Raw genomic sequence first — 24,629 nt, 5'->3', positions numbered from 1 at the left:
TGCATCGCTGTATCGTCCGTTCTTCATCGTAAATCTCCTCAGATATCTTGCCGAGAAAATTCTACTTTTGAACACCACTGATTTTCGGGGGGATTACCCCTTGAGTTCGGATAACGCGACCGAATTGCCGAGCAGAGTTCATGCGTTTCTTTTTGTACTCTAGCAAAAAATCTGAATAGAATTTTTCAAACTCGGATGCGTTGTCGTATTTAGACCGATTAAGATACTCTTTTTTAAAGGTATCCTCGACAATGTCTTGAACATTCTCGTATAGCTTCAAGTACTGATACAATTCGTAATCGACATCATCTTCAGCAATTTCCTGTTCCAAAGGAACTGAGCCGAAAAAAACGAATGCAACGGATCTTCCGCTGCTGAGAATCAAAAAAAGTAATGTGACTGACAGCGTAATGGCAGCAGATCGAAACATGCCTCGGAACCTCACTTTTACCCACTGTTCTTGTTGACCCGCCAGAAATTGGTTCTGACGCGTTTCAACACGAAAATCGCCAACCATTCAGACCCGCATCAGCACCGATGCAACAACACAAAACTTCCAGCCTCAAACTAACCTGATTCCACCAAACATAAGAGTTTTTCATTGAATTCTACTGTTCGTGAACTCGCCTTTGTGGTGGCCGAAAATTCAACCTAGTACGGTATGGAAGCCGTCTTTTGGATTGGTCATTTGCAATCCCAAGAGGCAAATACCTCAATCCTCCCCATCCACTTTCCCCCGCAGCGCCTTCACCTCGCCGCGCACCTTCTTGGCCTTGAGCCGCCGTTTCTTCGACCCGAGCGTCGGGCGCGTCGGGACCCGCCGCTTGGGTTTCTCCAGCGCCTTGCGGATCAGTTCGGCCAGCCGTTCGCGGGCGATCTCGCGGTTGCGGGCCTGGCTGCGCGTCTCCTCGACCTGGATTACCAGCGCGCCATCCTTGGTCCAACGCCGTCCCGCGATCCGTCTTAACCGCCGTTTGACAGCATCCGGTAAATGCGGCGAACGCTCCGCCTCGAACCGCAACTCCACCGCCGTCGAAACCTTGTTCACGTTCTGCCCGCCGGGGCCGGATGCGCGGACGAACTGTTCGGTCAGTTCCCAATCCTCGATCTCGATCTGGTCGGTGACTTTCATCGCGTCGTGGCCCTCGATTCCGGGGTTTGTACAGATTATCTGCCCGTCGCCCCGAAAAGGGTACAAAACCAGCGTACAAAACGGACAAATCGTACACAACTCAAAGGGCCGTTCCGATCCCGGAACGGCCCCCTAAAGGTTAGCGGAGGTGGGCCGGTTAGACTCACCAATTCGCGGGGTCATCGCCCCAGGGTCTGCCCTAGGTCGCGCCCTCCCGAACTGTCCCGGCACCTCGCTCCAATCCCTTTATAGACACTGGACCACCTCCTTTCGCTTTGTTGAACTCACCCTCAGCGTGACACAGATTTTGCGTTTGTCAAAACAAAATGAAGTGGTCGGCGCGGATTTCTCCGCAGCATATGGTTACTCCGCCTGCAAAACGGCCACGCATTGTCCGGGCAGGTCGTTCATCGTCAGCTCCCGGCGCGGTTTGGGCTTGGGCGCGTCCGGGTCGGGCGGCGGCGGGTTCAGGATATTGTTCACCCAGTCCTGCGCATCGGCGCAGCCATCGCCCGGCGGCGGCGGGTCCTGATTGACGCAACTCCTTGCATTGTCAGGACATTTCAGCCTGACATGGAAATGATAGTGATGCCCGTACCAGGGCCGGACCTTGCGCAGCCAGCTCTTGTCGCCGGTCTCGTCCTTGCACATCCTGACCTTTGCGCCGGGGAAAACGAAGATCCGCGCCGTGCGCGGATCCTGCGCCGCCGCCTTCAGGATCTCATGATGCGCGCGGCTCCAGCTGTCATTGGTGAACGCCCCGTTCGCGCGGCGCATCGAGATCGACGAGATCGCCTCCCGCTCCGCCCGGCTCAGGTTCAGCCGGTCCGCCGGACGCATCCAGATATCCACATCCATCCCGATCTGGTGGCTGGCATGCCCGGTCAGCATCGGCCCCCCTCGCGGCTGGCTCATATCCCCCACATAGAGGCCGCTCCAGCCCGGTTGCGCCGCCGCGGCGCGCGACAGCTTTTCAATGAAATCAACGGTTTCAGGGTGGCCCCAGTTGCGGTTCCGGCTCAGGCGCATGGCCTGCCAGGTCGGCCCGCTCTCGGCGAGTTGCACGCCCCCCGCAAGGCACCCTTTGGCATAGCCTCCGAAGGGCTCTGCCCCCTGGCGCGAGGATCGGCCCTGCTTGCCGAACAGCTGCTTGGCATGAACGCCGACCATGGCGGGCGGAATGCTCTGGGTGGACACCACCTGGCGCGCGCTGGCGGCCTCTTGCTGCTGCGCGGGCGGCGCGCTGCACCCGGCCAGAACCAGCCCCGCGGCGATCAGTCTGAGGTAACGGACCATGTTTCCTTGTCCCCTTCCGGTTTCACCCAGATTAACAACACGAGGCCGATCAGGAAAAGCCCGATCACCGGAGACACCCCGATCCGCGCGCTTCCACTCATGGCGGTGACCGTCCCGATCAGCGCCGGAGCGACAAAAGCCGTCGCCCGCCCGGACAGCCCGTAAAGCCCGAAACTCTCGGTCGGGGCGGCGGGGTCGGTATGGCGCACCATTAGCGAACGGCTGGCGGCCTGAAGCGTGCCGCCGAACCCGCCGATCAATACGCCACAGCCAAAGAACACCATGTCGGGCAGGCGCGATCCCACCTCGAGCGGCAGGCCGAAGATCTGGCTGCGATCCATGCTCACCACCGTGACGCAGACCGCGATCAAGGCCCAGATCGCGGTGATGATCACCGGCTTGGGGCCAAAGGCGCGGTCGGCCAGCCCGCCGACCCAGCTGAACAGCGCCGCCGAAATCGCACCGACGATTCCGAAGATACCGACCGAAACGATATTCCAGTTCAGCACCAGCACCGCATAGGTGCCGCCAAAACCGTAAAGCCCGTTCAGCGCATCGCGATACATCATGGACGATCCGAGATAAGCCGACAGGCTCAGCCGCTTGCGCAGCGCCTTCACCGACTTGACCAACAGGCGCACGGCATCGCCCACGCCTTTGCCCTGCGCGGGCGGGCCGATATCGCGCACCCAGAGGAAATAGGGGATCATGAACAGCGCATACCAAAGCGCCACGAAGGGGCCGACGAAGCGTGTGCCCTCCTTTTGCGCGGCGTCGAAGCCAAAGGCCGGGTCCAGCCCGATCAGCGTCTTGCCCGAGGGCTGCTCGACGAACAGAAGCAGCATGATCGCCAGCGACAGAACACCCCCGGCATAGCCAAAGGCGAAGCCCGAGCCCGACAGCGCGCCGACCTCCTTGTCCGACCCCAGCGACGGCAGTTGCGAGTTGATGAAAATCAGCGCGTATTCCGCACCGATGAATCCGATCCCGAAGGCGGTGAGCGCCCACCACATGTTCGACCCGTCCGGCAGCGTCCACCAAAGTCCGCCGGCGCCGATCACGTAAAGCGCCGAGAAGCCGACGATCCAGGGCAGGCGACGTCCCGTGGTATCCGCGAGCGCCCCCATCAGTGGCGCACCCAGCCCGATCACAAGCCCCGTCACCGTCAGCCAGAGCGACCATAGGCTTTGCGCGCGGGCATCCGCAGCGGTTTCGCTCAGCCCCGTGTTCATGAAATACTCTGCCGCGGTCGCGGCAAAGAACGGCCCGAAGATGAAGGTGACAAGCAGGGTGTGATAGGGCTGGCTGGCCCAATCGAAAAAGAACCAGCCCCATATGCGCTTACGCTGTGAAATAACCGCCATGCTCAACCCTCGCTGGTGGCGATATGACAGGCTGGTGCGCGGGCTTGCAAGCTATTCCTGCATGGGGGGCCAGGGCCGGGCGCTGTCGGCCTCGATCCAGGCGCTGACCCAGTCCGGCGCCTCGGGACGGATAGCCTCCTGGCCCACTTCGGCCATGACTTCGTGCGGTGGAACGATCCCGTCACGACCGGTCACGGCGGTGCGCAGGAGAATATGGTTGGCGCACTCCCCCGAAGCTTTCCACATGGATTGCTCGATATAGATGAACTTGTCATCCCACCACACGGCACGCGAGCGCATGTCGATCACCTCGAACGCGCGGATGCGGCGCCGGTAACGCACCGATCCCCCCGCCACCACCAGCCCCCAGGCCTTGCGCCTGAGCGCCGGGATCAGCCCGACGCGCTGCGCCAGCGGAATGCGCCCCAGATCGAACAGCGTCAGGGTGCGGCCATTGTTCAGCTCCCACCACAGGTCGATATCCCAGGGCATGCAGATATGGCGCGACACGTGAGTGCCGGTCAGCGGAAGCGGCGGGTCGTTGCGATGCTTGAACATCTGCCAGACCATGCGCAGGAACGGATACATGAAAGCTCTCCTTGCTGAGCGGGGTTTTCAGGGCCACGGGCGGCGGCGTCAACCGCAACCCCGCGTCAGACTTGCGCTTTTGAGCGGGCGCGCTTAGGTCTTGGGCGTTTCGTCACGAAGGGCAAGCCGATGTATTCCATTTTCCAGATCCTGATGCTGATCCTCGACGTGCTGTGGTTCTTCATCATCGCGCATGTGATCATGAGCTGGCTGATCAATTTCCAGGTCCTCAACCTGCATCAGCAGTTCGTCGCGCGTATCTGGGACATGCTCAACCGCCTGCTCGAACCGCTCTACCGGCCGATCCGGCGCATCCTGCCGCCGATGTCGGGGATCGACCTTGCGCCGCTGGTCGCGCTGATCGCGGTATATGCCCTGCGCATCATCCTGACCAACAACATGATGGCGTTTTACTGACAGAACCCTTGTCCCCCGAATCGGTCTGTGAAAAAGTCCTGCCCAGAGCAGATTGACAAGAATTGCAGGACTTAAATGCCAGGCGCTGCCACGCTTTTGCGCGACGTGTTCGGATTCGATGCCTTCCGCCCCGGGCAGGAAGACATCGTGACCGCAGTGGCGCGCGGAGAGAACGTGCTGGCGATCATGCCCACGGGCGGCGGTAAATCCCTGTGTTTCCAGCTTCCCGCGCTGATGCGCGACGGCGTGACCGTGGTGATCTCACCGCTGATCGCGCTGATGCGCGACCAGGTGCGCGCCCTGCGCGAGGCCGGGGTCGAAGCGGGCGCGCTTACTTCGGGCAATACCGAAGAGGAAACCGCCGCGGTCTGGGAGGCGCTGGAGGCAGGCCGCCTCAAGCTGCTTTACATCGCGCCCGAACGTCTGGCCGCCGGGTCCGCAATGGGGATGCTGCGCCGGATCGGCGTCACTCTGATCGCCGTGGACGAGGCGCATTGCGTCAGCCAATGGGGCCATGATTTCCGCCCTGACTACCTCAGGATCGGGGAGTTGCGCCGCGCGCTAGATGTGCCGCTGGCCGCCTTCACCGCCACCGCAGATGCCGAAACCCAGGTCGAGATCGTCGAAAAGCTGTTCGACGGCGAGGCGCCGCAAAGCTTCCTGCGTGGGTTCGATCGCCCCAACATCCACCTTGCCTTCGCGCCCAAGGACAGCCCGCGCAAGCAGATCATGGACTTCGCCGCCGCCCGCAAGGGCCAGTCGGGCATCATCTATTGCGGCACCCGCGCGCGCACTGAAAGCCTTGCCACCGCCCTGCGCCAATCCGGCCACAACGCCTGCCACTATCACGGCGGGATGGAACCGCAGGACCGGCGCGACGTGGAAACCCGCTTCAACACCGATGACGGGCTGATCGTCGTCGCCACGGTCGCCTTCGGGATGGGCGTGGACAAGCCCGATATCCGCTGGGTGGCCCATGCCGACCTGCCCAAGTCGATCGAGGCCTATTACCAGGAAATCGGCCGCGCCGGGCGCGATGGCGCACCGGCCGAAACCCTCACCCTGTTCGGCCCCGATGATATCCGCCTGCGCCGCGCCCAGATCGACGAGGGGCTTGCGCCCCCCGAACGCCGCATGGCCGATCATGGCCGCCTCAACGCGCTTCTGGGTCTGGCCGAGGCGCTGGAATGCCGCCGCGCCACGCTGCTGGGCTATTTCGGCGAAAAGTCCACGCCCTGCGGCAATTGCGATCTGTGCGACACCCCGCCCGAAACCTTCGACGGCACGCTGGCGGTGCGCAAGGCGCTCTCGGCGATCCTGCGCACCGAGGAACGTTTCGGCGCCGGGCACCTGATCGACATCCTGACCGGGAACGAAACCGACAAGGTGCGTGAGCGCGGTCATGACGCTTTGCCCACCTTCGGGGTCGGGCGCGACCTGGACCGGCGCACATGGCAGGGCGTGTTCCGCCAGATGATGGGCCACGATCTTGTGCGCCCCGATCCCGAGCGCCACGGCGCGCTGCGCATGACCGACCGCGCCCGCCCGATCCTGCGCGACGAGGAATCCATCACCCTGCGCCGCGACACGCTGGTGTCGAAATCGCGCCGCCCCGCCGCCAAGGCGCTGGTCTCGGACGAAGACGCGCCGCTTCTCTCGGCGCTCAAGGCCAAGCGCCGCGCCTTGGCCGAGGCCGCCAAGGTGCCCGCCTATGTGGTTTTCAACGACCGCACCCTGATCGAGATGGCCGAAACCCGCCCCGCCAGCCTTGACGAGATGGCGCGCATCGGCGGTGTCGGCGCCAAGAAGCTCGAACGTTATGGCGATGACTTCCTGACCGTCATCAACGGCGAGGCCGCTGCCATGCATCCCACCCGCCGCAAGCTGGCGGGGCGCGCCGCCGGGTCGCTCTATGATCGCCTGCTCGAGGTTCAGGCCGATCTGGCGCGCGGCGAGGCGGGCATCGACAAGCCGCTCAGCTGCTCGGCCTCGGTACTGGCGCGCGTCGCGTCGTCGCGACCCGACGATCTCGAAGGGCTGGCCCGCATCCTTGGCGAACGGCGCGCCGAACGTTTCGGACCCGCCTTTCTGGACGTTCTGCACAGGGCGGACTAAATCTGCGGCAAGCCCAAACACAGGAAGCCCGAACATGTTGGTTGTTGTTTCGCCCGCCAAGAAGATGAACACCGATCCCGTAGACGGGATCAAGGCCACGCGCCCCGCCTTTCAGGCGCAGGCCGACGAACTGGCCGAGGTGGCCCGTGGGCTGTCGGTCGACGAGCTGCGCAAGCTGATGAAAATCAGCGAGAACCTTGCCCGGCTCAATCGTGACCGGTTCAGCGGCTTTGGCGACCTGGATGAGAAACCCGCCGCGCTCGCCTTTGCGGGCGACACGTATCAGGGGCTCGAGGCGTCCTCGCTCGATGCCGATGAACTTGCCTGGGCGCAGGATCATTTCCGCATTCTGTCGGGGCTTTACGGCATCCTGCGCCCGCTCGATGCGATCCGCCCCTACCGGCTGGAAATGGGCAGCCGCCTGAAAACCGAAATGGGCAGGACGCTCTATGACTACTGGGGCGACAAGATCGCGCAGGCGCTCAATCAACAGGCCGGGTCAGTGCGCTCGGACGTGTTGGTGAATTGCGCCAGCCAGGAATATTTCGGCGCCGTCGATATGGATGCGCTGAAGCTGCGCGTGATCACTCCGGTCTTCATGGAGGAAAAACCGGGCGGCCCCAAGATCGTCAGCTTCTACGCCAAGCGCGCCCGTGGCGCGATGGCCCGCTTCATCATCCAGCACCGCCTGACGGACCCCGGGGCGCTTTGCGATTTCGACACCGGCGGATATCGCTACGTTGCCGCGATGTCCTCGCCCGACAAGCCGGTATTCCTGCGCCCGCCGTCGGATTGAACTTCTGCCTCGGGCGGGCGTACCCCCTCCGGGCGCGCGTCGCGTATATGGCTCAGGATCGCGTCCTTGCGCAGTGGCTTGGTCAGATAGTGGTCGAGGCCCGCATCCAGGATTCCGGCCTCATCCCCGTCCATCGCATGGGCCGTCATCGCCACGACGGGAACATGCCCGCCGTCGCCGCTGTCTTCGATGTCGCGAATGCGTGTGGTCGCCTCCTTGCCGTCCATGCCGGGCATCGAGATATCCATGAAAACGATATCGGGCCGGAACGACCGGAAAAGGGCGACCGCCTGCGCGCCGTCCTCGGCGAATTCCAGCTCGATATCCAGCGCCTGCACCATTTTTGAAAAGACCAGCCGGTTGGTGCGGTTGTCCTCGGCGGCCAGGACCCGCATCGTGCGCGGCTCGGCGGCTTTGGCGCTCACTCCCGGCGCCACCGATTGCAGCGCCGCGAACAGGTCAGGGCGCGAAACCGGTTTTTGCATCACCGCCTGCACGAAACGCCGCGCCGGGTCCTGCTCGGCGCTGCCCGTCGACGCACTCAGCAGGATGACGGGCATCTCGTGACCGCCCTCGCGCAGCGCCTCGGCCAGTTCCATCCCGTCCATCGCCTGCATGTGATGATCGCTCAGCACAAGATCGACCCCTTCCAGCCGCTCCAGCGCCTCGGCGGCGCTGGCGCAGGCGACGGTCTCGAGTCCAAGAACCCCAAGCTGCTTTTCAAGAATCGCGCGGCTGGTGTCATGCGGCTCCACGATCAGCGCCCGCCCGATCCCCGGCGGCAGGCGCAGCAATTCGGGATCCAGCGGCGCCTCGACAGGCAGGCTCAGCGCGATCCCGAAACTCGACCCCCGCCCCTCGATCGATTCCACCCAGATGTCGCCGCCCATCAGCGTCACCAGCTTCTTCGAGATGGCAAGCCCCAGTCCCGTGCCCTCGAACTTGCGGTTCTGCGCATCCTCGACCTGGTTGAACTCGCCGAAGATGTGCTGGATCTTGTCGGATGCGATGCCGATGCCGGTATCCTCGACGGTGATATGCAGCCTTGCGGTTTTCCCCGGATCGCCCGCGTCGCCGGGCATGCCCACCACCCGGACCAGGACATGCCCCTCGCTGGTGAACTTCATCGCGTTGCCCATGAGATTGGTCAGCACCTGCCGGATACGCCCCGGATCGCCGGTAAAGCGCGAGGGCAGGAACATGTCGTAATCCACCAGCAGGTCCAGCCCCTTGCTGCGCGCATTGGCTTGCATCAGCATCACCAGTTCCAGCACTGCCCTTTCCAGGTCGAACGGTTCCTGGTGCAGCACCAGCTTGCCAGCCTCTATCTTGGAATAATCCAGCACGTCGTTGATGATCACCAGCAGCGCTTCGCCCGAATTGCGGATCGTATCGGCATAAAGCCGTTGCTCCGTCGTCAGGCCGGTTTCCATCAACAGTTCGGCCATGCCCACAACGCCATTCATCGGCGTGCGGATTTCATGGCTCATGTTCGCCAGGAACGAGGATTTCGCCCGGCTTGAATCCTCGGCCCTGCGCCGTGCCTCCTTCAGCTCCTTTTCATAGCGGATCGTGTCGGTGATGTTCAGCGCCAGATTCACCACGTCGCCATCCTGCCCGCGCTCGTCGATGAGCTTGATATAAGCGCCGTTCCACAGGCGGATCACCTCGGGCGAGGGGTCGTTGCCCTGCCAGCGGTCCAGCATCCTTTCGCGCCACTGCGCCGGGTCGGTCTCGCCGATATCGACAATGCCTTCGTCGGTCAGGATCTGCAGGATCTCGACATAGCGGATGCCGGGGCGCACCGCCTCAAGACCGTCGAACACGGACAGCCAGGCGTGATTGGCCGCGATCAGCAGGCTATCGGCATCGAACACGGCGAAACCGTCCTGAAAGGTCTGGATCGAATGCCACAACCGGCGCTCGGCGATCTCGACCTTCTGGTTGGCGACGGTCAGGTCGGATTTCACCCGGCGATTCTCGTCGCGCACGGTTTCGACCTCGGCACGGGTCGAGACGATCTCGTCCGAAAGCCGCATCGCGTGCTTGCCAAGCTTGCGATTGGCGGCCTGAAGCTCGGCCTGCTTCTGCTCCAGAAGCCGCTGCGCTGCCAGGCGCGCGCGGCGTTCTTCCGCCAGTTTGTTGGCAAGGCTCATGCCTTATCTCCGTCAACCCTGTCACCCGAGAACACGCCGACCATCCGCGACTATGTTGAAAATCCTGTTAAACCGCGCCGTCGCTGCGGGCTTGATGCCGCCCCCTTTCGCAGCCTACCCTGAGGTGCTCTCAATCACCCGAAAGAAGGAACGCAGCAATGACAGGGCAGCAGGTGGCCACCGCCCATTGGCGTGCGCTCGATGGCGAGGGTGAGGACAAATGCACGCTCTCGCAGACCGATCACGGCTGGGTTCTTCTGGGCCATGCGCGGTTTCGCGACGATACCGGCTTTGCGGCGCTCGATTATATCCTGCGCTGCGATCCCGGCTGGCAGACCCAAAGCGCCGATATCGCGGGTGTTCATGAGGGTCGGGAGGTCCGCATCCAGCTTGAATGCGACAAGGGGCATTGGATCATGAACGGCGAAGCGCAGCCTCAGGTGGGACAGGCACATGACCTCGATCTGTCTTTCACCCCGGCCACGAACCTCATGCCGCTGCGCCGCCTCGCCGCGCAAAGCGCGCCCAGCCTGACCACCCGCGCCGCATGGCTGCGCTACCCCGACGCCCGGCTCGAACCGCTCGATCAGACCTATGCGGCGGGCGGCACGCTGGCGCATGTGCTTTATCAGGGCGAACAGACCGGCAGTTCGTTCCAGCTAGAAGTCGACCCCACGGGCTTCGTCACGCTCTATCCGGGCCTCTGGGAAGGCACGGTCGAACCGGCCTGACCGGGCCTCAGGTCCGCTCCAGCGCCAGCGCGATCCCCTGGCCGCCGCCGATGCACATGGTCACAAGCGCGCGCTTGGCGCCGATGCGCTCCAGTTCATAAAGCGCCTTGATCGTGATGATCGCGCCGGTCGCGCCGACCGGATGGCCAAGCGCGATTGCGCCGCCATTGGGGTTCACCCGCGCGCCGTCCAGCCCAAGCGCCTTGTTGACCGCCAATGCCTGCGCCGCGAAGGCCTCGTTCGATTCGATCACGTCGAAATCCCCGGCGGTCAGCCCGGTGCGTTCCAGAAGTTTCTCGACCGCAGGCACCGGCCCGATGCCCATCACCTCGGGGCGCACACCGGCCGTGGCATAACCCAGGATTCGCGCGCGCGGCTTCAGCCCGGCGGCCTCGGCCGCTTCGGCGCGCGCCAAGACCATCGCCGCCGCGCCGTCATTGATGCCGCTGGCATTGCCCGCCGTGACCGTGCCGTCCTTCTGAAAGGCCGCGCGCAGCCCGGCCAGCGCCTCGGCTGTGGTGGGCTTGGGGTGCTCGTCGGTGTCAAAAGCGACGGTGTCGCGCTTCACGCGCACCTCGATCGGGACGATCTGGTCCTTGAAATGCCCCGCCTCGATGGCCGCCGCCGCGCGCCGCTGGCTTTCCAGCGCAAACGCGTCCTGCGCCGCGCGGTCGATGTCATGCTCGGCGGCGACGTTCTCGGCGGTGACGCCCATATGCCCGGTGCCGAACGGACAGTTGAGCGCGCCCAGCATCATGTCGAGCGTGCGCACGTCGCCCATCTTGGCGCCCCAGCGTTGATCGGGCACGATGAAGGGCGACCGGCTCATGCTTTCGGCGCCCCCCGCCAGCGCGAAATCCGCATCGCCCAGCATCAGCGACTGCGCCGCCGAAACGATGGCCTGCGCGCCGGACCCGCACAACCTGTTGACGTTCATCGCCGGGGTCGTGTCGGGGATGCCCGCACCCATTGCGGCGACGCGGCTCAGATACATGTCCTTGGGCTCGGTGTTGATCACATGGCCAAAGACAACCTGGCCGATCTGCCCCGGTTCGACGCCCGCGCGCTCCATCGCGGCGCTTGCCACGCTGGCGCCCAGCTGGCTGGGCGGGATGCCAGACAGCAATCCGCCGAATGTCCCGATCGCGCTGCGCGCACCATCCAGAATCACGATGTCGGTCATGGTGTCGTCCCTGCTGTGATGAAATCCTGGACTGACCCTATCGGCGCAGGTGCAGCCATGGCAACCGGAACGTCCCGTCAGAACCCCGGATTGGCAGGCAGGCGCATCCGCCCGTCCCCGGTCAGCAGCCAGCAATGGCGCCCCTCGAAAACCGCCGGGATCAGAGGGCGCCCCCACCCGGCGCCGCCGTCAAGGTTGACGCGGTTGCCGTAATGGTGCGGAAAATCCAGCGCCGTGTGGCCATGCACCACCAGCCAGGGGTGGCGCTCGGGCCAGCTCAGAAAGGGCTCGCGGATCCACATCAGGTCCTCGGCGCTCTGCTCGGCCAGCGGCACGCCGGGGCGGATACCCGCATGCACGAACAAAAGACTGCCCGCCTCATGCCAAAGCGGCAGCCCGGCGATGAAATCGCGATGCGCCCTTGGCACCGCCGCACAGGCGTCGGCCAGGATGTCGCAGATCTTGCGGCCCCCGGTCTCGACGCCATAGCTGGCCAGCGTCGCATCGCCCCCAAGCCTCGGGTCGAACCAGGGCAGTTCGGGGTGCCCCTTGCTGGCATGGGCATCGCCCTGATCCAGAAACCGGCTCAGGTAATCGTCGTGATTGCCCTTCAGAACGATCCAGTCCCGGCCTTGTGCGATCCCCTCGAGGATGATCTCGATCACGCCCCGGCTGTCGGGGCCGCGATCCAAGAGGTCGCCCAGGAACACCACCTTCGCCTCCGCGCCGCCATCGTCCTCGATACGGGCCAGGGCGTCTTCGAGCATGGCGCGTTGGCCGTGAATGTCTCCGATGACGTAACTTGCTGCACTCATCGCCCGAGCGTTGCGCAGCCACTGCCGGGTTGCAAAGAAAAACGGCCCGGACCACCGGGGCCGGACCGCTTTCACATGGGTTCTGGCAGGCCTCAGCCCACGTCGAATTCCAGCGGTCGCACCTGCTGGAACTTGCCGGTATCTTCCAGCATCTTGACGATCGCGGCGTCAATCGGCGCATCGACGTAAAGTAGCGCGATCGCTTCGCCGCCCGCATTCGAGCGCCCAAGCGTGAAGTTGGCGATGTTCACGCCATGCTCGCCCATCAGCTGGCCAAGCGTGCCGATGATCCCCGGCTCGTCGCGGTTGGTGGTGTAGAGCATATGCGCGCCGATCTCGGCGTCGATATTGATGCCCTTGATCTGGATGAAACGCGGCTTGCCGTCGCTGAACACCGTGCCCCCGATCGAGCGCTCGCGCTTGTCGGTCACGACCGTCAGCTTGATATAGCCCTCGAAGGCGCCGGACTTGTCCTGCTTGGTGGTGCTGATCTTGACGCCGCGCTCCTTGGCGACGACCGGGGCGGAGACCATGTTCACGTCCGGATTGACCGATTTCATGATCCCGGCGATGGCCGAGCAGGTCAGTGCCTCGAGGTTCATCTCCGAAACGACACCATCATAAAGGATGTTGATCGCCTTGATCGGCTCATCCGTCATCTGGCCGATGAAATTGCCCAGATGATCCGACAGCTTGATCCAGGGGCCCATCACCTTGGCCTCCTCTGCGGTGACCGACGGCATGTTGAGCGCGTTGGTCACCGCGCCCGTCAGCAGGTAATCCGACATCTGCTCGGCCACTTGCAACGCGACGTTCTCCTGCGCTTCGGTGGTGGCCGCGCCCAGATGCGGGGTGCAGACCACGTTGGGCAGGCCGAACAGCGGGTTCTCGGTGGCGGGTTCCTCGGCGAAGACGTCGAAACCGGCCCCGGCCACATGGCCGGATTTCAGCAGATCGGCCAGCGCCTGCTCATCGACCAGACCGCCGCGCGCGCAGTTGATGATCCGCACGCCCTTCTTGGTCTTTTCAAGGTTCTCGCGGCTCAGGATATTGCGGGTCTGATCGGTCAGCGGCACATGCAGCGTGATGAAATCGGCGCGCGCCAGCAGCTCGTCCAGCTCCACCTTCTCCACGCCCATCTTGTCGGCCTTTTCCTGCCCGAGGAAGGGATCATAGGCCACGACCTTCATCTTGAGGCCGCGCGCGCGGTCACAGACGATTCCGCCGATATTGCCCGCGCCGATCACGCCCAGGGTCTTGCCGGTCAGTTCGGTGCCCATGAACCTGGATTTTTCCCACTTGCCGGCCTGGGTCGAGACGCTGGCCTCTGGGATCTGGCGCGCCACGGCGAACATCATCGCGATGGCATGCTCGGCGGTGGTGATCATGTTGCCGAAAGGCGTGTTCATCACGATCACGCCCTTCTTGCTGGCCGCGTCCTTATCCACGTTGTCGGTGCCGATCCCGGCGCGGCCCACCACCTTGAGATTGGTCGCGGCCTCGAGAATGGTCGGCGTCACCTTGGTGGCCGAGCGGATGGCAAGACCGTCATACTGGCCGATCACCTCGGCCAGCTTTTCCTTGTCCTTGCCCAGCTCGGGCATGAAATCCACGTCGATGCCACGGTCACGGAATATCTGCACGGCGGTTTCGGAGAGTTTGTCGGAGACGAGTACCTTGGGAGCCATTTTTCTGGTCCTTTGAAATTTGGGGGAAGATGGTGCGCGGAACGGCCGCGCACCCTGCTTTGGTCAGATAGAGGGGTGCCCGTCAGGGCGTACCGCTCACGCCGCCTCGATCTCGGCCTCGAAGGCCCATTTGATCCAGGGCATCAGCGCCGCGACATCGCTGGCTTCCACCGTGCCGCCGCACCAGATCCGCAGACCGGGGGGCGCATCGCGATAGGCGCCGATGTCATAGGCCACGCCTTCGGCGTCCAGCCGCTTGACCACGGCCTTGGCGAAGGCCGCGCCATCGGTGATCCGCGCATCGGTGAACTTGAGGCAGACGCTTGTGTTCGAGCGATATTCCGGCTGTTCCACCAGAAAGGCCAGCCAGTCGTTTTCCGCAACGAAGGCCTGCACGGCGGCCAGGTTGGCATAGGCGCGTTCGCGCAGCCCCTCAAGCCCGCCGACCTCGCGCGCCCAGTCCAGCGCGAGCAGGTAATCCTCGACCGCCAGCATCGACGGCGTGTTGATCGTCTCGCCCACGAAGATTCCCTCGATCAGCTTGCCGCCCTTGGTCAGGCGGAAGATCTTGGGCAGGGGCCATGCCGGGGTGTAGTTTTCCAGCCGCTCGACCGCGCGGGGGCTGAGCACCAGCATCCCGTGCGCGGCTTCGCCGCCCAGAACCTTCTGCCAGCTGAAGGTGGTCACATCCAGCTTGTCCCAGGGCAGGCGCTGGGCGAAGGCCGCCGAGGTGGCATCGCAGATCGTCAGCCCCTCGCGGTTGGGCTTGATCCAGTCGCCATTGGGCACGCGCGCGCCGCTCGTGGTGCCATTCCAGGTGAACACCACGTCATTATCCGTATCGACGCCGTCCAGATCGACGATCTCGCCATAGGGGGCCTCTTTCACTTCGGCATCGAGCTTCAACTGCTTGACCACGTCGGTGACCCAGCCCGCGCCGAAGCTTTCCCAGGCCAGCATCTCGACCTTGCGCGCGCCCAGCAGGTTCCACATGGCCATTTCCACGGCGCCCGTATCCGAGGCCGGAACGATGGCGATCCTGTAATCGTCTGGAATGCCAAGCACCTCGCGCGTGCCCTCGATGGCGGCCTTCAGCTTGGCCTTGCCGACAGCGGCGCGGTGGCTGCGGCCCAGAGGCGCGTCTGCCAGCTTGCTCAGTGCGAATGCGGGGGGTTTGGCACAGGGGCCAGAGGAAAAACGCGGATTGGCCGGCCGCGTTGCCGGTTGTTGCATAGCCATCTCTGCTATCCTTCCAGATAAGCGCCCCTCGTTGGGGAGGGGTGTCCCGCGAACGGGGATACGGCCAGCCGGGGCATTTCGCAAGTGCAGAAATGACGCATCTGCGTCGCTTGGACGATTAAATGCGACGCGCTTGGCTATTATCGGAAACCCGCGCCCCTGGCCGAGGCCGGGGGGCCAGCCCCCCGGACCCCCCGAGGTATTTGAGGCCAGATGAAGGGGGAGGCGGGCGCGTCATTCGCTTTGGCGCTGGAACCTAGCGCGGCGCTGCGCTATGCCACAGCCGCATCGCAAAGCAGAGGCCGCCATGTATATCGCCACGCTGATCGCGCCCGCGGGCGCGCTTGATCCCGCCCTTGTGGAGTCGCTGCGCAACGCCTGGGGCGGGGGTGACGCGCAATGGCTTGCGCCCGACGAGGCGGCGGAATTCGCGATGGCCGTGATCCCCGCGAACCGCTGGGATGTCTGGGCCGACCTTCAGGCGCAACAGGTCGACCTCGTGATTCAGCCCGCCGAAGGGCGGCGCAAATCCATGCTGCTGGCGGATATGGACAGCACCATGATCGAGCAGGAATGCATCGATGAACTGGCCGAGGTCGCCGGGGTTGGCGCGCATGTCAGGGAGATCACCGCGCGCGCCATGAATGGCGAACTGGATTTCGAGGGCGCATTGACCGAACGGGTTGCGCTGTTGAAGGGGCTCGATGCGGGTGTGATCGAAGAGGTGCTGGCGACGCGCATCTCCTACACGCCCGGCGGCAAGGCCCTGGTGGCGACCATGAAGGCCCATGGCGCGCATTGCGTTCTGGTTTCGGGCGGGTTCACGGCGTTTACCGCAAAGGTCGCCGCCGATCTGGGGTTTGACGAGAATCACGCCAACACGTTGCTGATCGAGGCGGGCCGCCTGAGCGGCGAGGTCGCCAGGCCGATCCTGGGGCGCGAGGCCAAGATCGGCGCGCTGCGCGATATCACCGCACGGCGCGGGATCGGCCATGATGACGTGATCGCCGTGGGGGATGGTGCGAACGATCTGGGAATGCTGGGTCTTGCAGGCACCGGAGTCGCGCTGCATGCGAAACCCTCGGTTGCGGCGCAATGCGACATCCGGATCAATCACGGTGATCTGACGGCGCTGCTTTACCTTCAGGGCCATGCGCGCAACCGCTTTGTCGGCATCTGACGCGCACGGCGCTTGCGGCGGGCTGCGCGCCGCCCCATATCGGCGACATCCGGAACTCAGGCAGGCAGTCAGGCAACCATGATTTCACGACAGAAGATCGGCGCCCTGATCGACAAGCGCATCGTGCGGAATTTCATCCTTGCGGTGATCCTGTTCAACGCCGCGATCCTGGGGATGGAAACCTCGGACGAGATCATGGCCGTCGCCGGGCCGCTGATCGTCACGCTGGACACGATCTGCCTTGCCATCTTCGTGGTCGAGATCGCCGCCAAGATCTATGCCCGCGGCGGGGCTTTCTTCCGCAGTGGCTGGGGCATCTTCGATTTCGTGATCGTCGGCATCTCGCTCGTTCCCGCCGCGCAGGGGCTCAGCGTCTTGCGCGCGCTGCGCATCCTGCGTCTCTTGCGGGTTCTGTCGGTCACCCCCTCGCTGCGCCGCGTGGTCGAGGGGCTGATGAACGCGCTGCCCGGCATGGGCTCGGTGTTCCTGCTGATGGGGATCATCTTCTATATCGCCTCGGTCATGGCGACCAAGCTGTTCGGCGCCACCTTTCCCGAGTGGTTCGGCACACTGGGGCGTTCGGGCTATTCGCTGTTTCAGATCATGACGCTGGAAAGCTGGTCGATGGGCATCGTGCGCCCGGTGATGGAGGTCTACCCCCATGCTTGGCTGTTCTTCGTGCCGTTCATCCTGATCACCACCTTCGCGGTGGTGAACCTTGTGGTCGGCCTGATCGTCAATTCGATGCAGGACGCCCACCACGCCGAAGACGCCGAGAAAACCGATACCTATCGCGACGAGGTCTTCGCCCGGCTCGAGCGCATCGAGTCACTGTTGCAGGATCGCGCCAGGCGCTGAGCGGGGCAGGGCGCGAGCGCCTATTCGCCCAGCTTGGCATGGACCTCGTCAAGGTCGATCTCGCCGATCGGCATCTTGTTGGACGGGTCGTCGAAATCATATTTGAACAGGTTGAAATCGCGGTGATAGATTTCACGCATGAGATGCATCGAGAGATCGTCGAAATAATCCTCGACCGGGTGGGCGCGCTTGGGGCCGTGGCCTTCGGATTCGTTGAAACGCGGGATCTTCTTGAGGTCCACCTTGTGCGGGGTGCTGAGCGCATCGAGAACCTGCTGCATGCCGTCATTGAAACTTTCGGTCCAGATGATCCTGTCATAGGTGCCCCCATTCACGATGAAGGTCGACACATGGCCCGACATGGCTGACCAGTGGATGTCGGGTTCCATCGGGCGGCGCCAGCGGATCGTGTCGCGGGTGAACAGCAGGAAGCGGCGGAAGCTCTTGATCTGGTCGAATTCCTGCTTGCCGTCATCGCCGCCCACCTCGATCCCGTATTTCTGGATCAACAGCGGCACCAGCTTGCCACGATAGCGTTTGCCGTTGCGCTGGATACCACAGATCTTGTCGAAAAAGCTGGACAGGATGCGCGTATAGGGGTTGCGCACGCAGGTGAACGCATAAGATGAGTGGGTCTTCGCATTGGCGCTGATCAGCGGCTGGCTTTCATCGCGCGACCACTTGTGCAGCCCCTCGGCGGCGTCATGGATGTCGCCGTCAAAGAATGCCCCGTGATCCGAGTAATACATGATCTGCCCGATCGTCGAACAGGCGCATTTGGGCACCACGCGATAGACCACGCTTTCGCTTTCGGTCATCCATGTTCCTGGAAATCCCATGCCTGCCGTCTCCAAACCATGCGCGCAACATATCGCAGTGTATGTTACTAACCCGTTCAAAAAAGCAGAGAAAGCCTGTTTATTCAATTCCCGTTCAGGTCTATCACTGTAAACGGTTCTGGCAGCATTCGGTAATCTGTTCTCCAAATGGCAAAAATCGCGTTCATACTTCTGTGTCACAAGGATCCCGACGCGATCATTGGACAGGCCCGGATGCTGACCGCGGCGGGCGACTGCATGTCGATCCATTTCGACGCCCGCGCCAAGCCCGAGCATTTCGCCCGCATCAAGGCGGCGCTTGCCGACAACCCCAACGTGACCTTCGCGAAGAAACGCGTCCGCTGCGGCTGGGGCGAGTGGTCGCTGGTCCAGGCCACGCTGAACGCGCTCGAGGCGGCGGTCGATGCCTTTCCGCGTGCCACCCATTTCTACATGCTCTCGGGCGATTGCGCGGCGATCAAATCGGCCGCCTATACGCGTGAATTCCTTGACGCAAATGAGGTGGATTACATCGAGAGCTTCGATTTCTTCGAAAGCGACTGGATCAAGACCGGCATCAAGGAAGAGCGGCTGACCTACCGCCATTTCTTCAACGAGCGACGACAGCCCAAACGCTACTACGCTTCTTTCGCATTGCAGAAATGGCTGGGGCTAACGCGCGCGATCCCGCATGACATCCAGGTGCAGATCGGCAGCCAATGGTGGTGCCTGCGCCGCCGCACGGTGGAGTGGATCCTGAATTTCACCCGCACCCGGCGCGACGTGATGCGGTTTTTCCGCACCACCTGGATTCCCGACGAGACATTCTTTCAGACACTGGTGCGTCACCTTGTCCCGGAAAACGAGATCAGCACCCGTACCCTGACCTTTCTCATGTTTACCGATTACGGGATGCCGGTGACCTTCTATAATGACCATTACGACCTGCTGCTCAGCCAGGACGCTCTGTTCGCCCGCAAGATCAGCCCCGAGGCGGTCGAGCTCAAGACCCGCCTCGGCGCGCTTTATGCCGACGACACCGCCCGCTTCCAGATATCGGACGAGGGGCGCAGCCTGTTCAAGTTCCTGACCGGGCGCGGCCGGATCGGGCGCCGCTTCGCCAGCCGCTTCTGGGAAACCGAAAGCACCCTGGGGCGCGACCGCGAACTGATGATTGTGGTGTGCAAGAAATGGCATGTCGCCAAGCGGCTGATCGACAGGATCCGGCAGGTCACCAACGTCCCGACCATCGAATATCTGTTCAATGAGGAACACACGGCCTTGCCCGACCTCGGCGGCATTCAGGCCAGCCTGGAAAAACGCACGCGCCACCGCCGGGCGCTGATGCGGATGCTGTTCGACTATTACGATACCGACCGGCTGATCGTCTGCATCGACCCGGCCAACCTGGACCTGCTGCACGATTTCGCCAGCGACCGCTCGATCACGAAGATGCTCGAGGTGCAGTGCAATTTCTCGGATGAATTCCTGGCCGGCCACGCCAAACGCGTCGGCCTTGCCGGTGAACAGACCCCGCGTGAAACGCTGAAACGCCTGCTCCCTACGATCCGCGGTGACATCAATTTCGAAAGCGACCGCATCCGCGATGCCGAATTTGACAATCTCGCGATCCTGCGCGAGGGCGACCAGCCCGAACAGCATGCCCGCGTCATCGCGCGCTTTCTTGATATCGCCCCCGACAAGGCGCTAGAGGTTGCTCAAAGCGAGCATCTCTTTGCCGACTGAGGAAACACGCCATGCCCTATGCCTATGACGACCAGAACATCTTTGCCAGGATCCTGCGCGGCGAGATCCCCAACGATACCGTCCTGGAAACCGAGCACAGCCTCGCCTTCAATGACATCCAGCCCCAGGCGCCGGTGCATGTGCTGGTGATCCCGCGCGGCGCCTATGTCTGCTACGATCATTTCGCGCAGCAGGCGTCCGATGCCGAGATCCTCGATTTCACCCGCGCCATCGGCGAGGTGTGCCGCATGAAGGGCGTGGCCGATGGCGGTTTCCGCATGATCTCGAACGCGGGCGAGGCCGGCGTGCAGGAGGTGCCGCACCTGCATGTCCATATCCTTGCGGGCCGCCCGCTGGGGCGGATGCTCCAGAAACCCGGCTGACCCGCAACGACATCGACCACCCGTCAGGCGGCGTCCAGCCCCGCGCGGGTGCGCCCTATGGCCAGCGCCGCCTCGGCGGCCTCGCGCCCTTTCTGGGCGAAATGCGCGGCGAAAACGGCGTTGTGATGTGCGGTATCCTGGTATTGATGGGGCGTCAGCGATACCGACAAGACCGGCACGCCGCTGTCCAGCCCCGCGCGCATCAGACCGTCCACCACGGCCTGCGCCACGAAATCATGTCGATAGATGCCGCCATCCACGACCAGCGCCGCCGCGACCACGGCGCCATAGCGCCCGCTCGACGCCAGGTCGCGCGCCAGCAGCGGCATTTCGAACGCGCCGGGCACATCGAAGACATCCACCCGTTCGGGCGCGATGAGTTCATGAAACCCGTCAAGCGCGCGACCGACGATATCGGAATGCCAGTTGGCCTTGATGAATGCATAGCGGGTGTGTGTCATGTCAGGTCTCCTTTCCGTGTCGACACGTCTCACCCAAGGCGCAGCACGACAGGAAGGCGCGGGGCGCGCGATTGCCCCCCCCGCAGGTCCTGACGTTCTCTTCCATCCGGACTGTGACCGTCGGCTCTGGATTTACACCAGATCTGCTGACCCCCGGGCATGATCCATGACACCGGGGCGCTCGCGGGCTTGGGATGGGCCGGTTGGCGCGCCCCTTACCGCCGGTGGGGAATTTCACCCCGCCCTGAGAACAGCGCCGATCATTCCCGCAAAGCGCGGCGCTGGCAAGGTGCAAAACGAAGTACGCCCGCGTCACCACAGGTGACACGGGCGCGGGGATCGTTGAAGCGGCGCGCGCGCTGAGGGATGCGCGCGCGCCTTTCTCGGACGGACTGGGGGTTACCCGCCCGAGGGCAGCAAGCCGGATTCCTTGGCTGAGGCAACCTCCTCCTCGGTCAGCATGCCGTCGGCATTCGCGTCGATCGCCGAGAACAAGCCCGCCTCGGCATCGGGATAGGCCTGCTGGAACTCCGACATGGTCACGGCACCATCGCCATTGGCATCCATCTCGGCTGCGGTATTGGCCAGTGCGGCACCGGGCAGGGCCAGGGCGAAAGCGAACGTTGCTGCGGTTGTCTTCTTGAACATGGGAAATGTCCTTCTCTCACGTTGTCATTGCCGAGGGCGCGGTGGCCCTCTGTCATGCAAGGTGGGGTCGGATGGGCCTGATGTCTGCGCGCTGCGCTTTTCACCCCCGAAATCTGCGGAAAAAAGCCGGAATCATCCCGTGCGATCAGCACCTTGCCGCCACCGCGCCCGCCGCTGTGTTGCGGCGGCGGGAACCCGCGCGGCGCGGGGGCGCTTTTGCGCAAGGACTCGCAAGGATTGCGCCCGCGGGCGATAGGTGGGAACCCGCCGCGCGCCCCGGTGCGGCTCAGAACAGGCCGGCGACGGGCCTGATCGTGCCGGTCTCGATTCCCCGGCAATTGACGATCGGCGCATTCATGAACCTGCGCGCCGCCGGATGCGCGGCGTCCAGAACCCCGAGCCGCGTCAGGATCGCCGTGATCGTGCATTCCGCCGCGCGGGTGCCGCCATCGGCGCATTTCAGCGCCACGCCCAGCTTGCGCCCCGGAATGATCGCGATGAAATATCCCTCGGCCCCGGTCTTGAGCGCGACCGGCTCCTTGCAGGCGCGCATCAACTCGGTGCAGGCGCGGTTCTCGCCCGCCACCAGCTCGGGATGTTTCACCATCGCCTGCCACAGCTGCACCGCGGCCTTCTGACGGGCGCCGCCATCCTCTTGTGCGGCGGCGAACCAGGCCATCGCGCGGGCCATTCCCCTGATCGAGGTGGCGAAATTCGGCGCCGAACAACCGTCGATCCCGAAACAAGGGCTGGTCTCGGCGGTCACGTCCTCGAAGGCCTCAAGGCAGGCGCGCTGCATCGGGTGGTCGGGCTCCACATAGTCGGGCCCCCAGCCCATATGCTGCGTCAGCGTCAGGAACCCGGCATGTTTGCCCGAGCAGTTGTTATGCACCTGGCAAGGTTGCGCATAGGCGCGGATCAGCGCGTCGCGCGCGGGCTCGTCCCTGGGCATATGCGCCCCGCAACGGAAATCGGCGTCCGCCAGGCCAAGATCGCTCAGCCATGCATTCACGCGGTCGGTATGAATCGCTGCGCCGCTATGCGAGGCGCAGGCCAGCGCCAGTTGTTCCGAAGTCAGACCCCGCGCCTTGGCAGCGCCGCTTTCGACCAGCGGCAGCGCCTGAGTCATCTTGGCCGAGCTGCGCGGATAGACGACCGCATCCGGGTCGCCCCAGGCCTCCACCACATCGCCCGTGGCGTCGCAAATCACTGCATGGCCGCGGTGGACGCATTCCACCAGCGGGCCGCGCAGGACTTCGGTCATTTCAACGGGATCGGTCATCTGGGCCTCCGGTCGGCTGGTCTGTGCGGTTTTCCGCCAATTGTGTCTTTCATGTCTCGCCTGTTTCAGGCTAATATTGCTATGTCGAGTAGGAAAGGGCCGTGCAAGGCACAACTCCACCAACGGAGGGTCGCACGCCCGAAAATTGAGGCTAGGACAGCTTGGAGGCTGGACATATGGTATCACGTATCGCACGCGGCTGCGCCGGCGCCCTTCTGACGCTGGTGGCAACGGGCGCTTGGGCCCAGCAGGAAAGCACCAATCAGGTCGCCGCCGAAACGGCATGGAGCGTCTTCGAGGACAGCGACCCGCGCGAATGTTGGGCGGTCTCTGCACCCACCGAGACCGTGAACACCAAGGACGGCCGCGTCGTGGCGGTCCGGCGCGGCGACATTCTTCTGATGACCTTCTTCCGCCCCGATGCGGGTGAGAAGGGGCAGGTGGCCTTCACCGGGGGGTATCCCTTCGCAAGTGGCTCTACCGTCAACGTCACCGTGGATGGCAGCGAGTTCGAGATGTTCACCGAAGGCGAATGGGCCTGGCCCGCCAGCACCGACGATGACGCCAAGATCATTGCCGCGATGAAGCGTGGCACCGACGCGGTGCTCTCGGCGCGCTCGTCGCGCGGAACGCAAACCAAGGACACGTTCTCGCTGCTGGGTTACACCGCCGCCATGGAAGAAGCCCAGAAGCGCTGCCAATAACGAACGTCTCGCGGTCACGCCCGCCCGGTCAGCCCCGCGGTGCCGCCGCGCGGCTGAGCCGGTCATTGATTGCGACACCCAGCCCGGTTTCCGGGATTGGCGAAACCGCGATCACCGCGGCACCACGCGCATCGAGCGCGTGAAGGTGGTGAAACAGATTCGCCGCCGCCTCTCGCAGATCGCCGGTTTCCGACAGGTTCAGATCACACTCCACCGGGCCAAAACCCAGCAAAAGCTCGCCCTCGCGCCGGGCGCTTGCGTTCAGCCGCACACTGGCCCCCGGCGCGTAATGCGATTCCAACTGCCCCGGCGCGCTGATCGCGCCGCCGGCTTGGGGCCGCGCGACCGGCGCCCCCAGAACCGCCTCGATCTCCTCGATAGCGATTCCGCCGGGGCGCAGCAGAACGCCCTGCGCCGCACCATCCGGCCCGTCCCTGAACCCCAGGATCGTCGATTCCACGCCGACGCCGCAGATGCCGCCATCCATGATCGCCTCGATCCGCCCGCTCAGCCCCTCGGCCACATGCTGCGCACTGGTCGGACTGATCCGCCCCGACGGATTGGCCGAAGGCGCCGCCACAGGCCCGCCGAAAGCATGCAGCAGATCTCGCGCCACCGGATGCGCGGGCACCCGGATCGCCAGCGTCGCCAGGTCCGCCGTCACCAGCGGCGACAGCCCGGAACCTGCCCTGAGCGGCAAGACCAGCGTCAGCGGCCCCGGCCAGAACGCCCTTGCCAGTTGCGCCGCCTGCGCGGGCCATTCCACATAGGCCTGCGCCGCCTCGGGGCTTTGCACATGCACGATCAGCGGGTTGAACCTTGGCCGCCCCTTGGCCTCGAAGATACCGGCCACGGCCCGGTCGTTGCGCGCATCCCCGCCCAGCCCGTAGACCGTCTCGGTCGGAAAGGCGACCAGCCCGCCTGCACGCAGGATCTCGGCGGCGCGCGCATGGCCGGTCTCGTCGGGGGCAAGGATTTCGGTGATCGGGCTCATGCGTTCTTCTGACGTGGCGTTCCGGTTGCTGGCAG

The 24,629-nt window shown here is 64.0% G+C and carries 24 protein-coding genes and 1 riboswitch; of the genes, 9 read left to right on the top strand and 15 right to left on the bottom strand.

What is annotated here, in order from left to right; all coding sequences use genetic code 11:
* Window positions 1-61: 61 nt before the first annotated feature.
* The 5 genes from N5A93_RS15335 to N5A93_RS15315 form a co-directional block, all read right to left on the bottom strand.
* On the bottom strand, window positions 62-517 hold the full coding sequence (locus tag N5A93_RS15335) for a hypothetical protein (protein WP_268955971.1): 456 nt from the start codon (window positions 515-517) through the stop codon (window positions 62-64).
* Window positions 518-712: 195 nt separating this feature from the next.
* Complete coding sequence (arfB, locus tag N5A93_RS15330; protein WP_268955970.1) at window positions 713-1,132, bottom strand: alternative ribosome rescue aminoacyl-tRNA hydrolase ArfB; 420 nt, start codon at window positions 1,130-1,132, stop codon at window positions 713-715.
* Between the two features lie 363 nt (window positions 1,133-1,495).
* On the bottom strand, window positions 1,496-2,428 hold the full coding sequence (gene mepA / locus N5A93_RS15325; RefSeq protein WP_268955969.1) for a penicillin-insensitive murein endopeptidase: 933 nt from the start codon (window positions 2,426-2,428) through the stop codon (window positions 1,496-1,498).
* Complete coding sequence (locus tag N5A93_RS15320; RefSeq protein WP_268955968.1) at window positions 2,407-3,792, bottom strand: MFS transporter; 1,386 nt, start codon at window positions 3,790-3,792, stop codon at window positions 2,407-2,409. Before N5A93_RS15320 ends, mepA begins: the two co-directional genes overlap by 22 nt.
* Window positions 3,793-3,843: 51 nt before the next feature.
* Window positions 3,844-4,380, bottom strand: coding sequence for an acyl-CoA thioesterase (locus tag N5A93_RS15315; protein WP_268955967.1), 537 nt, complete (start codon window positions 4,378-4,380; stop codon window positions 3,844-3,846).
* A gap of 129 nt (window positions 4,381-4,509) precedes the next feature.
* On the opposite strand from N5A93_RS15315, the gene N5A93_RS15310 reads away from it, so the two are divergent.
* The 3 genes from N5A93_RS15310 (at window position 4,510) to yaaA (ending at window position 7,708) form a co-directional block, all read left to right on the top strand.
* Window positions 4,510-4,797: a YggT family protein gene (locus N5A93_RS15310; protein WP_268955966.1), complete on the top strand. Its 288-nt coding sequence runs from the start codon at window positions 4,510-4,512 to the stop codon at window positions 4,795-4,797.
* A 75-nt stretch (window positions 4,798-4,872) separates the two neighbouring features.
* Window positions 4,873-6,912 (top strand): DNA helicase RecQ, encoded by a 2,040-nt coding sequence (recQ, locus tag N5A93_RS15305; RefSeq protein WP_268955965.1) that lies wholly within the window; start codon window positions 4,873-4,875, stop codon window positions 6,910-6,912.
* A 34-nt stretch (window positions 6,913-6,946) separates the two neighbouring features.
* A complete protein-coding gene (gene yaaA / locus N5A93_RS15300) occupies window positions 6,947-7,708 on the top strand; it encodes a peroxide stress protein YaaA (RefSeq protein ID WP_268955964.1) in 762 nt (253 codons plus the stop codon).
* Here the strand turns inward: yaaA and N5A93_RS15295 are convergent.
* A complete protein-coding gene (locus N5A93_RS15295; RefSeq protein ID WP_268955963.1) occupies window positions 7,648-9,864 on the bottom strand; it encodes a response regulator in 2,217 nt (738 codons plus the stop codon). The two genes, yaaA and N5A93_RS15295, sit on opposite strands and share 61 nt — an antisense overlap.
* A 158-nt stretch (window positions 9,865-10,022) precedes the next feature.
* Between N5A93_RS15295 and N5A93_RS15290 the strand changes: the two genes are divergently transcribed.
* Window positions 10,023-10,595, top strand: a complete 573-nt coding sequence (locus tag N5A93_RS15290; RefSeq protein ID WP_268955962.1) for a putative glycolipid-binding domain-containing protein — start codon at window positions 10,023-10,025, stop codon at window positions 10,593-10,595.
* A gap of 7 nt (window positions 10,596-10,602) precedes the next feature.
* Here N5A93_RS15290 and N5A93_RS15285 read toward each other — a convergent pair whose 3' ends face one another.
* The 4 genes from N5A93_RS15285 to N5A93_RS15270 form a co-directional block, all read right to left on the bottom strand.
* Window positions 10,603-11,778: an acetyl-CoA C-acyltransferase family protein gene (locus N5A93_RS15285; protein WP_268955961.1), complete on the bottom strand. Its 1,176-nt coding sequence runs from the start codon at window positions 11,776-11,778 to the stop codon at window positions 10,603-10,605.
* A gap of 77 nt (window positions 11,779-11,855) precedes the next feature.
* Window positions 11,856-12,593 carry a metallophosphoesterase family protein gene (locus N5A93_RS15280; protein ID WP_268955960.1) on the bottom strand — a complete coding sequence of 246 codons (738 nt, stop codon included), beginning with the start codon at window positions 12,591-12,593 and terminating at the stop codon, window positions 11,856-11,858.
* Window positions 12,594-12,685: 92 nt separating this feature from the next.
* Complete coding sequence (gene serA, locus N5A93_RS15275; protein WP_268955959.1) at window positions 12,686-14,281, bottom strand: phosphoglycerate dehydrogenase; 1,596 nt, start codon at window positions 14,279-14,281, stop codon at window positions 12,686-12,688.
* A 96-nt stretch (window positions 14,282-14,377) separates the two neighbouring features.
* Complete coding sequence (locus N5A93_RS15270) at window positions 14,378-15,520, bottom strand: phosphoserine transaminase (protein ID WP_268955958.1); 1,143 nt, start codon at window positions 15,518-15,520, stop codon at window positions 14,378-14,380.
* A 307-nt stretch (window positions 15,521-15,827) separates the two neighbouring features.
* Here N5A93_RS15270 and serB point away from each other — a divergent pair, with 307 nt between their 5' ends.
* Window positions 15,828-16,700, top strand: coding sequence for a phosphoserine phosphatase SerB (gene serB, locus N5A93_RS15265; RefSeq protein ID WP_268955975.1), 873 nt, complete (start codon window positions 15,828-15,830; stop codon window positions 16,698-16,700).
* A gap of 78 nt (window positions 16,701-16,778) precedes the next feature.
* Complete coding sequence (locus tag N5A93_RS15260) at window positions 16,779-17,558, top strand: ion transporter (RefSeq protein WP_268955957.1); 780 nt, start codon at window positions 16,779-16,781, stop codon at window positions 17,556-17,558.
* A 20-nt stretch (window positions 17,559-17,578) separates the two neighbouring features.
* Here N5A93_RS15260 and N5A93_RS15255 read toward each other — a convergent pair whose 3' ends face one another.
* Window positions 17,579-18,397, bottom strand: coding sequence for a sulfotransferase family protein (locus N5A93_RS15255; protein ID WP_268955956.1), 819 nt, complete (start codon window positions 18,395-18,397; stop codon window positions 17,579-17,581).
* A 147-nt stretch (window positions 18,398-18,544) separates the two neighbouring features.
* Between N5A93_RS15255 and N5A93_RS15250 the strand changes: the two genes are divergently transcribed.
* Window positions 18,545-20,122: a DUF5928 domain-containing protein gene (locus N5A93_RS15250; RefSeq protein WP_268955955.1), complete on the top strand. Its 1,578-nt coding sequence runs from the start codon at window positions 18,545-18,547 to the stop codon at window positions 20,120-20,122.
* A gap of 11 nt (window positions 20,123-20,133) precedes the next feature.
* Window positions 20,134-20,505 (top strand): HIT domain-containing protein, encoded by a 372-nt coding sequence (locus tag N5A93_RS15245; RefSeq protein WP_268955954.1) that lies wholly within the window; start codon window positions 20,134-20,136, stop codon window positions 20,503-20,505.
* 23 nt (window positions 20,506-20,528) lie between these two features.
* Here N5A93_RS15245 and N5A93_RS15240 read toward each other — a convergent pair whose 3' ends face one another.
* From N5A93_RS15240 to N5A93_RS15230, 3 genes are all read right to left on the bottom strand, one after another.
* Entirely contained in the window at window positions 20,529-20,999 is a 471-nt protein-coding gene (locus N5A93_RS15240) for a 6,7-dimethyl-8-ribityllumazine synthase (RefSeq protein WP_268955953.1), read from the bottom strand.
* 57 nt (window positions 21,000-21,056) lie between these two features.
* Window positions 21,057-21,222: riboswitch (FMN riboswitch) on the bottom strand.
* Window positions 21,223-21,365: 143 nt separating this feature from the next.
* The gene (locus tag N5A93_RS15235; protein WP_268955952.1) at window positions 21,366-21,614 is read right to left on the bottom strand and encodes an EF-hand domain-containing protein; all 249 of its coding nucleotides are present in this window, start codon (window positions 21,612-21,614) and stop codon (window positions 21,366-21,368) included.
* Between the two features lie 286 nt (window positions 21,615-21,900).
* Window positions 21,901-22,896 carry an asparaginase gene (locus tag N5A93_RS15230; protein WP_268955951.1) on the bottom strand — a complete coding sequence of 332 codons (996 nt, stop codon included), beginning with the start codon at window positions 22,894-22,896 and terminating at the stop codon, window positions 21,901-21,903.
* A gap of 176 nt (window positions 22,897-23,072) precedes the next feature.
* Between N5A93_RS15230 and N5A93_RS15225 the strand changes: the two genes are divergently transcribed.
* Complete coding sequence (locus tag N5A93_RS15225) at window positions 23,073-23,600, top strand: invasion associated locus B family protein (protein ID WP_268955950.1); 528 nt, start codon at window positions 23,073-23,075, stop codon at window positions 23,598-23,600.
* Between the two features lie 28 nt (window positions 23,601-23,628).
* Here N5A93_RS15225 and N5A93_RS15220 read toward each other — a convergent pair whose 3' ends face one another.
* Window positions 23,629-24,594: an L-threonylcarbamoyladenylate synthase gene (locus tag N5A93_RS15220; RefSeq protein WP_268955949.1), complete on the bottom strand. Its 966-nt coding sequence runs from the start codon at window positions 24,592-24,594 to the stop codon at window positions 23,629-23,631.
* Window positions 24,595-24,629 lie beyond the last annotated feature (35 nt).

The organism is Roseovarius salincola (assembly GCF_026891095.1).
Classification (GTDB): Bacteria; Pseudomonadota; Alphaproteobacteria; order Rhodobacterales; family Rhodobacteraceae; genus Roseovarius; species Roseovarius salincola.
This window is presented reverse-complemented; position numbering and strand designations above follow the sequence as displayed.

What these genes read in the sequence shown, in the direction of transcription:
- N5A93_RS15250 (WP_268955955.1), top strand. Translation starts at nt 18,545, where the DNA reads ATGGCAAAAATCGCGTTCATACTTCTGTGTCACAAGGATCCCGACGCG.
- N5A93_RS15270 (WP_268955958.1), bottom strand. Translation starts at nt 15,520, where the DNA reads ATGGCTATGCAACAACCGGCAACGCGGCCGGCCAATCCGCGTTTTTCC.
- serA (WP_268955959.1), bottom strand. Translation starts at nt 14,281, where the DNA reads ATGGCTCCCAAGGTACTCGTCTCCGACAAACTCTCCGAAACCGCCGTG.
- N5A93_RS15280 (WP_268955960.1), bottom strand. Translation starts at nt 12,593, where the DNA reads ATGAGTGCAGCAAGTTACGTCATCGGAGACATTCACGGCCAACGCGCC.
- arfB (WP_268955970.1), bottom strand. Translation starts at nt 1,132, where the DNA reads ATGAAAGTCACCGACCAGATCGAGATCGAGGATTGGGAACTGACCGAA.
- N5A93_RS15260 (WP_268955957.1), top strand. Translation starts at nt 16,779, where the DNA reads ATGATTTCACGACAGAAGATCGGCGCCCTGATCGACAAGCGCATCGTG.
- N5A93_RS15285 (WP_268955961.1), bottom strand. Translation starts at nt 11,778, where the DNA reads ATGACCGACATCGTGATTCTGGATGGTGCGCGCAGCGCGATCGGGACA.
- N5A93_RS15310 (WP_268955966.1), top strand. Translation starts at nt 4,510, where the DNA reads ATGTATTCCATTTTCCAGATCCTGATGCTGATCCTCGACGTGCTGTGG.
- N5A93_RS15230 (WP_268955951.1), bottom strand. Translation starts at nt 22,896, where the DNA reads ATGACCGATCCCGTTGAAATGACCGAAGTCCTGCGCGGCCCGCTGGTG.
- N5A93_RS15290 (WP_268955962.1), top strand. Translation starts at nt 10,023, where the DNA reads ATGACAGGGCAGCAGGTGGCCACCGCCCATTGGCGTGCGCTCGATGGC.
- N5A93_RS15255 (WP_268955956.1), bottom strand. Translation starts at nt 18,397, where the DNA reads ATGGGATTTCCAGGAACATGGATGACCGAAAGCGAAAGCGTGGTCTAT.
- N5A93_RS15335 (WP_268955971.1), bottom strand. Translation starts at nt 517, where the DNA reads ATGGTTGGCGATTTTCGTGTTGAAACGCGTCAGAACCAATTTCTGGCG.
- recQ (WP_268955965.1), top strand. Translation starts at nt 4,873, where the DNA reads ATGCCAGGCGCTGCCACGCTTTTGCGCGACGTGTTCGGATTCGATGCC.
- yaaA (WP_268955964.1), top strand. Translation starts at nt 6,947, where the DNA reads ATGTTGGTTGTTGTTTCGCCCGCCAAGAAGATGAACACCGATCCCGTA.
- N5A93_RS15320 (WP_268955968.1), bottom strand. Translation starts at nt 3,792, where the DNA reads ATGGCGGTTATTTCACAGCGTAAGCGCATATGGGGCTGGTTCTTTTTC.
- N5A93_RS15220 (WP_268955949.1), bottom strand. Translation starts at nt 24,594, where the DNA reads ATGAGCCCGATCACCGAAATCCTTGCCCCCGACGAGACCGGCCATGCG.
- N5A93_RS15295 (WP_268955963.1), bottom strand. Translation starts at nt 9,864, where the DNA reads ATGAGCCTTGCCAACAAACTGGCGGAAGAACGCCGCGCGCGCCTGGCA.
- N5A93_RS15245 (WP_268955954.1), top strand. Translation starts at nt 20,134, where the DNA reads ATGCCCTATGCCTATGACGACCAGAACATCTTTGCCAGGATCCTGCGC.
- N5A93_RS15315 (WP_268955967.1), bottom strand. Translation starts at nt 4,380, where the DNA reads ATGTATCCGTTCCTGCGCATGGTCTGGCAGATGTTCAAGCATCGCAAC.
- mepA (WP_268955969.1), bottom strand. Translation starts at nt 2,428, where the DNA reads ATGGTCCGTTACCTCAGACTGATCGCCGCGGGGCTGGTTCTGGCCGGG.
- N5A93_RS15235 (WP_268955952.1), bottom strand. Translation starts at nt 21,614, where the DNA reads ATGTTCAAGAAGACAACCGCAGCAACGTTCGCTTTCGCCCTGGCCCTG.
- serB (WP_268955975.1), top strand. Translation starts at nt 15,828, where the DNA reads ATGTATATCGCCACGCTGATCGCGCCCGCGGGCGCGCTTGATCCCGCC.
- N5A93_RS15225 (WP_268955950.1), top strand. Translation starts at nt 23,073, where the DNA reads ATGGTATCACGTATCGCACGCGGCTGCGCCGGCGCCCTTCTGACGCTG.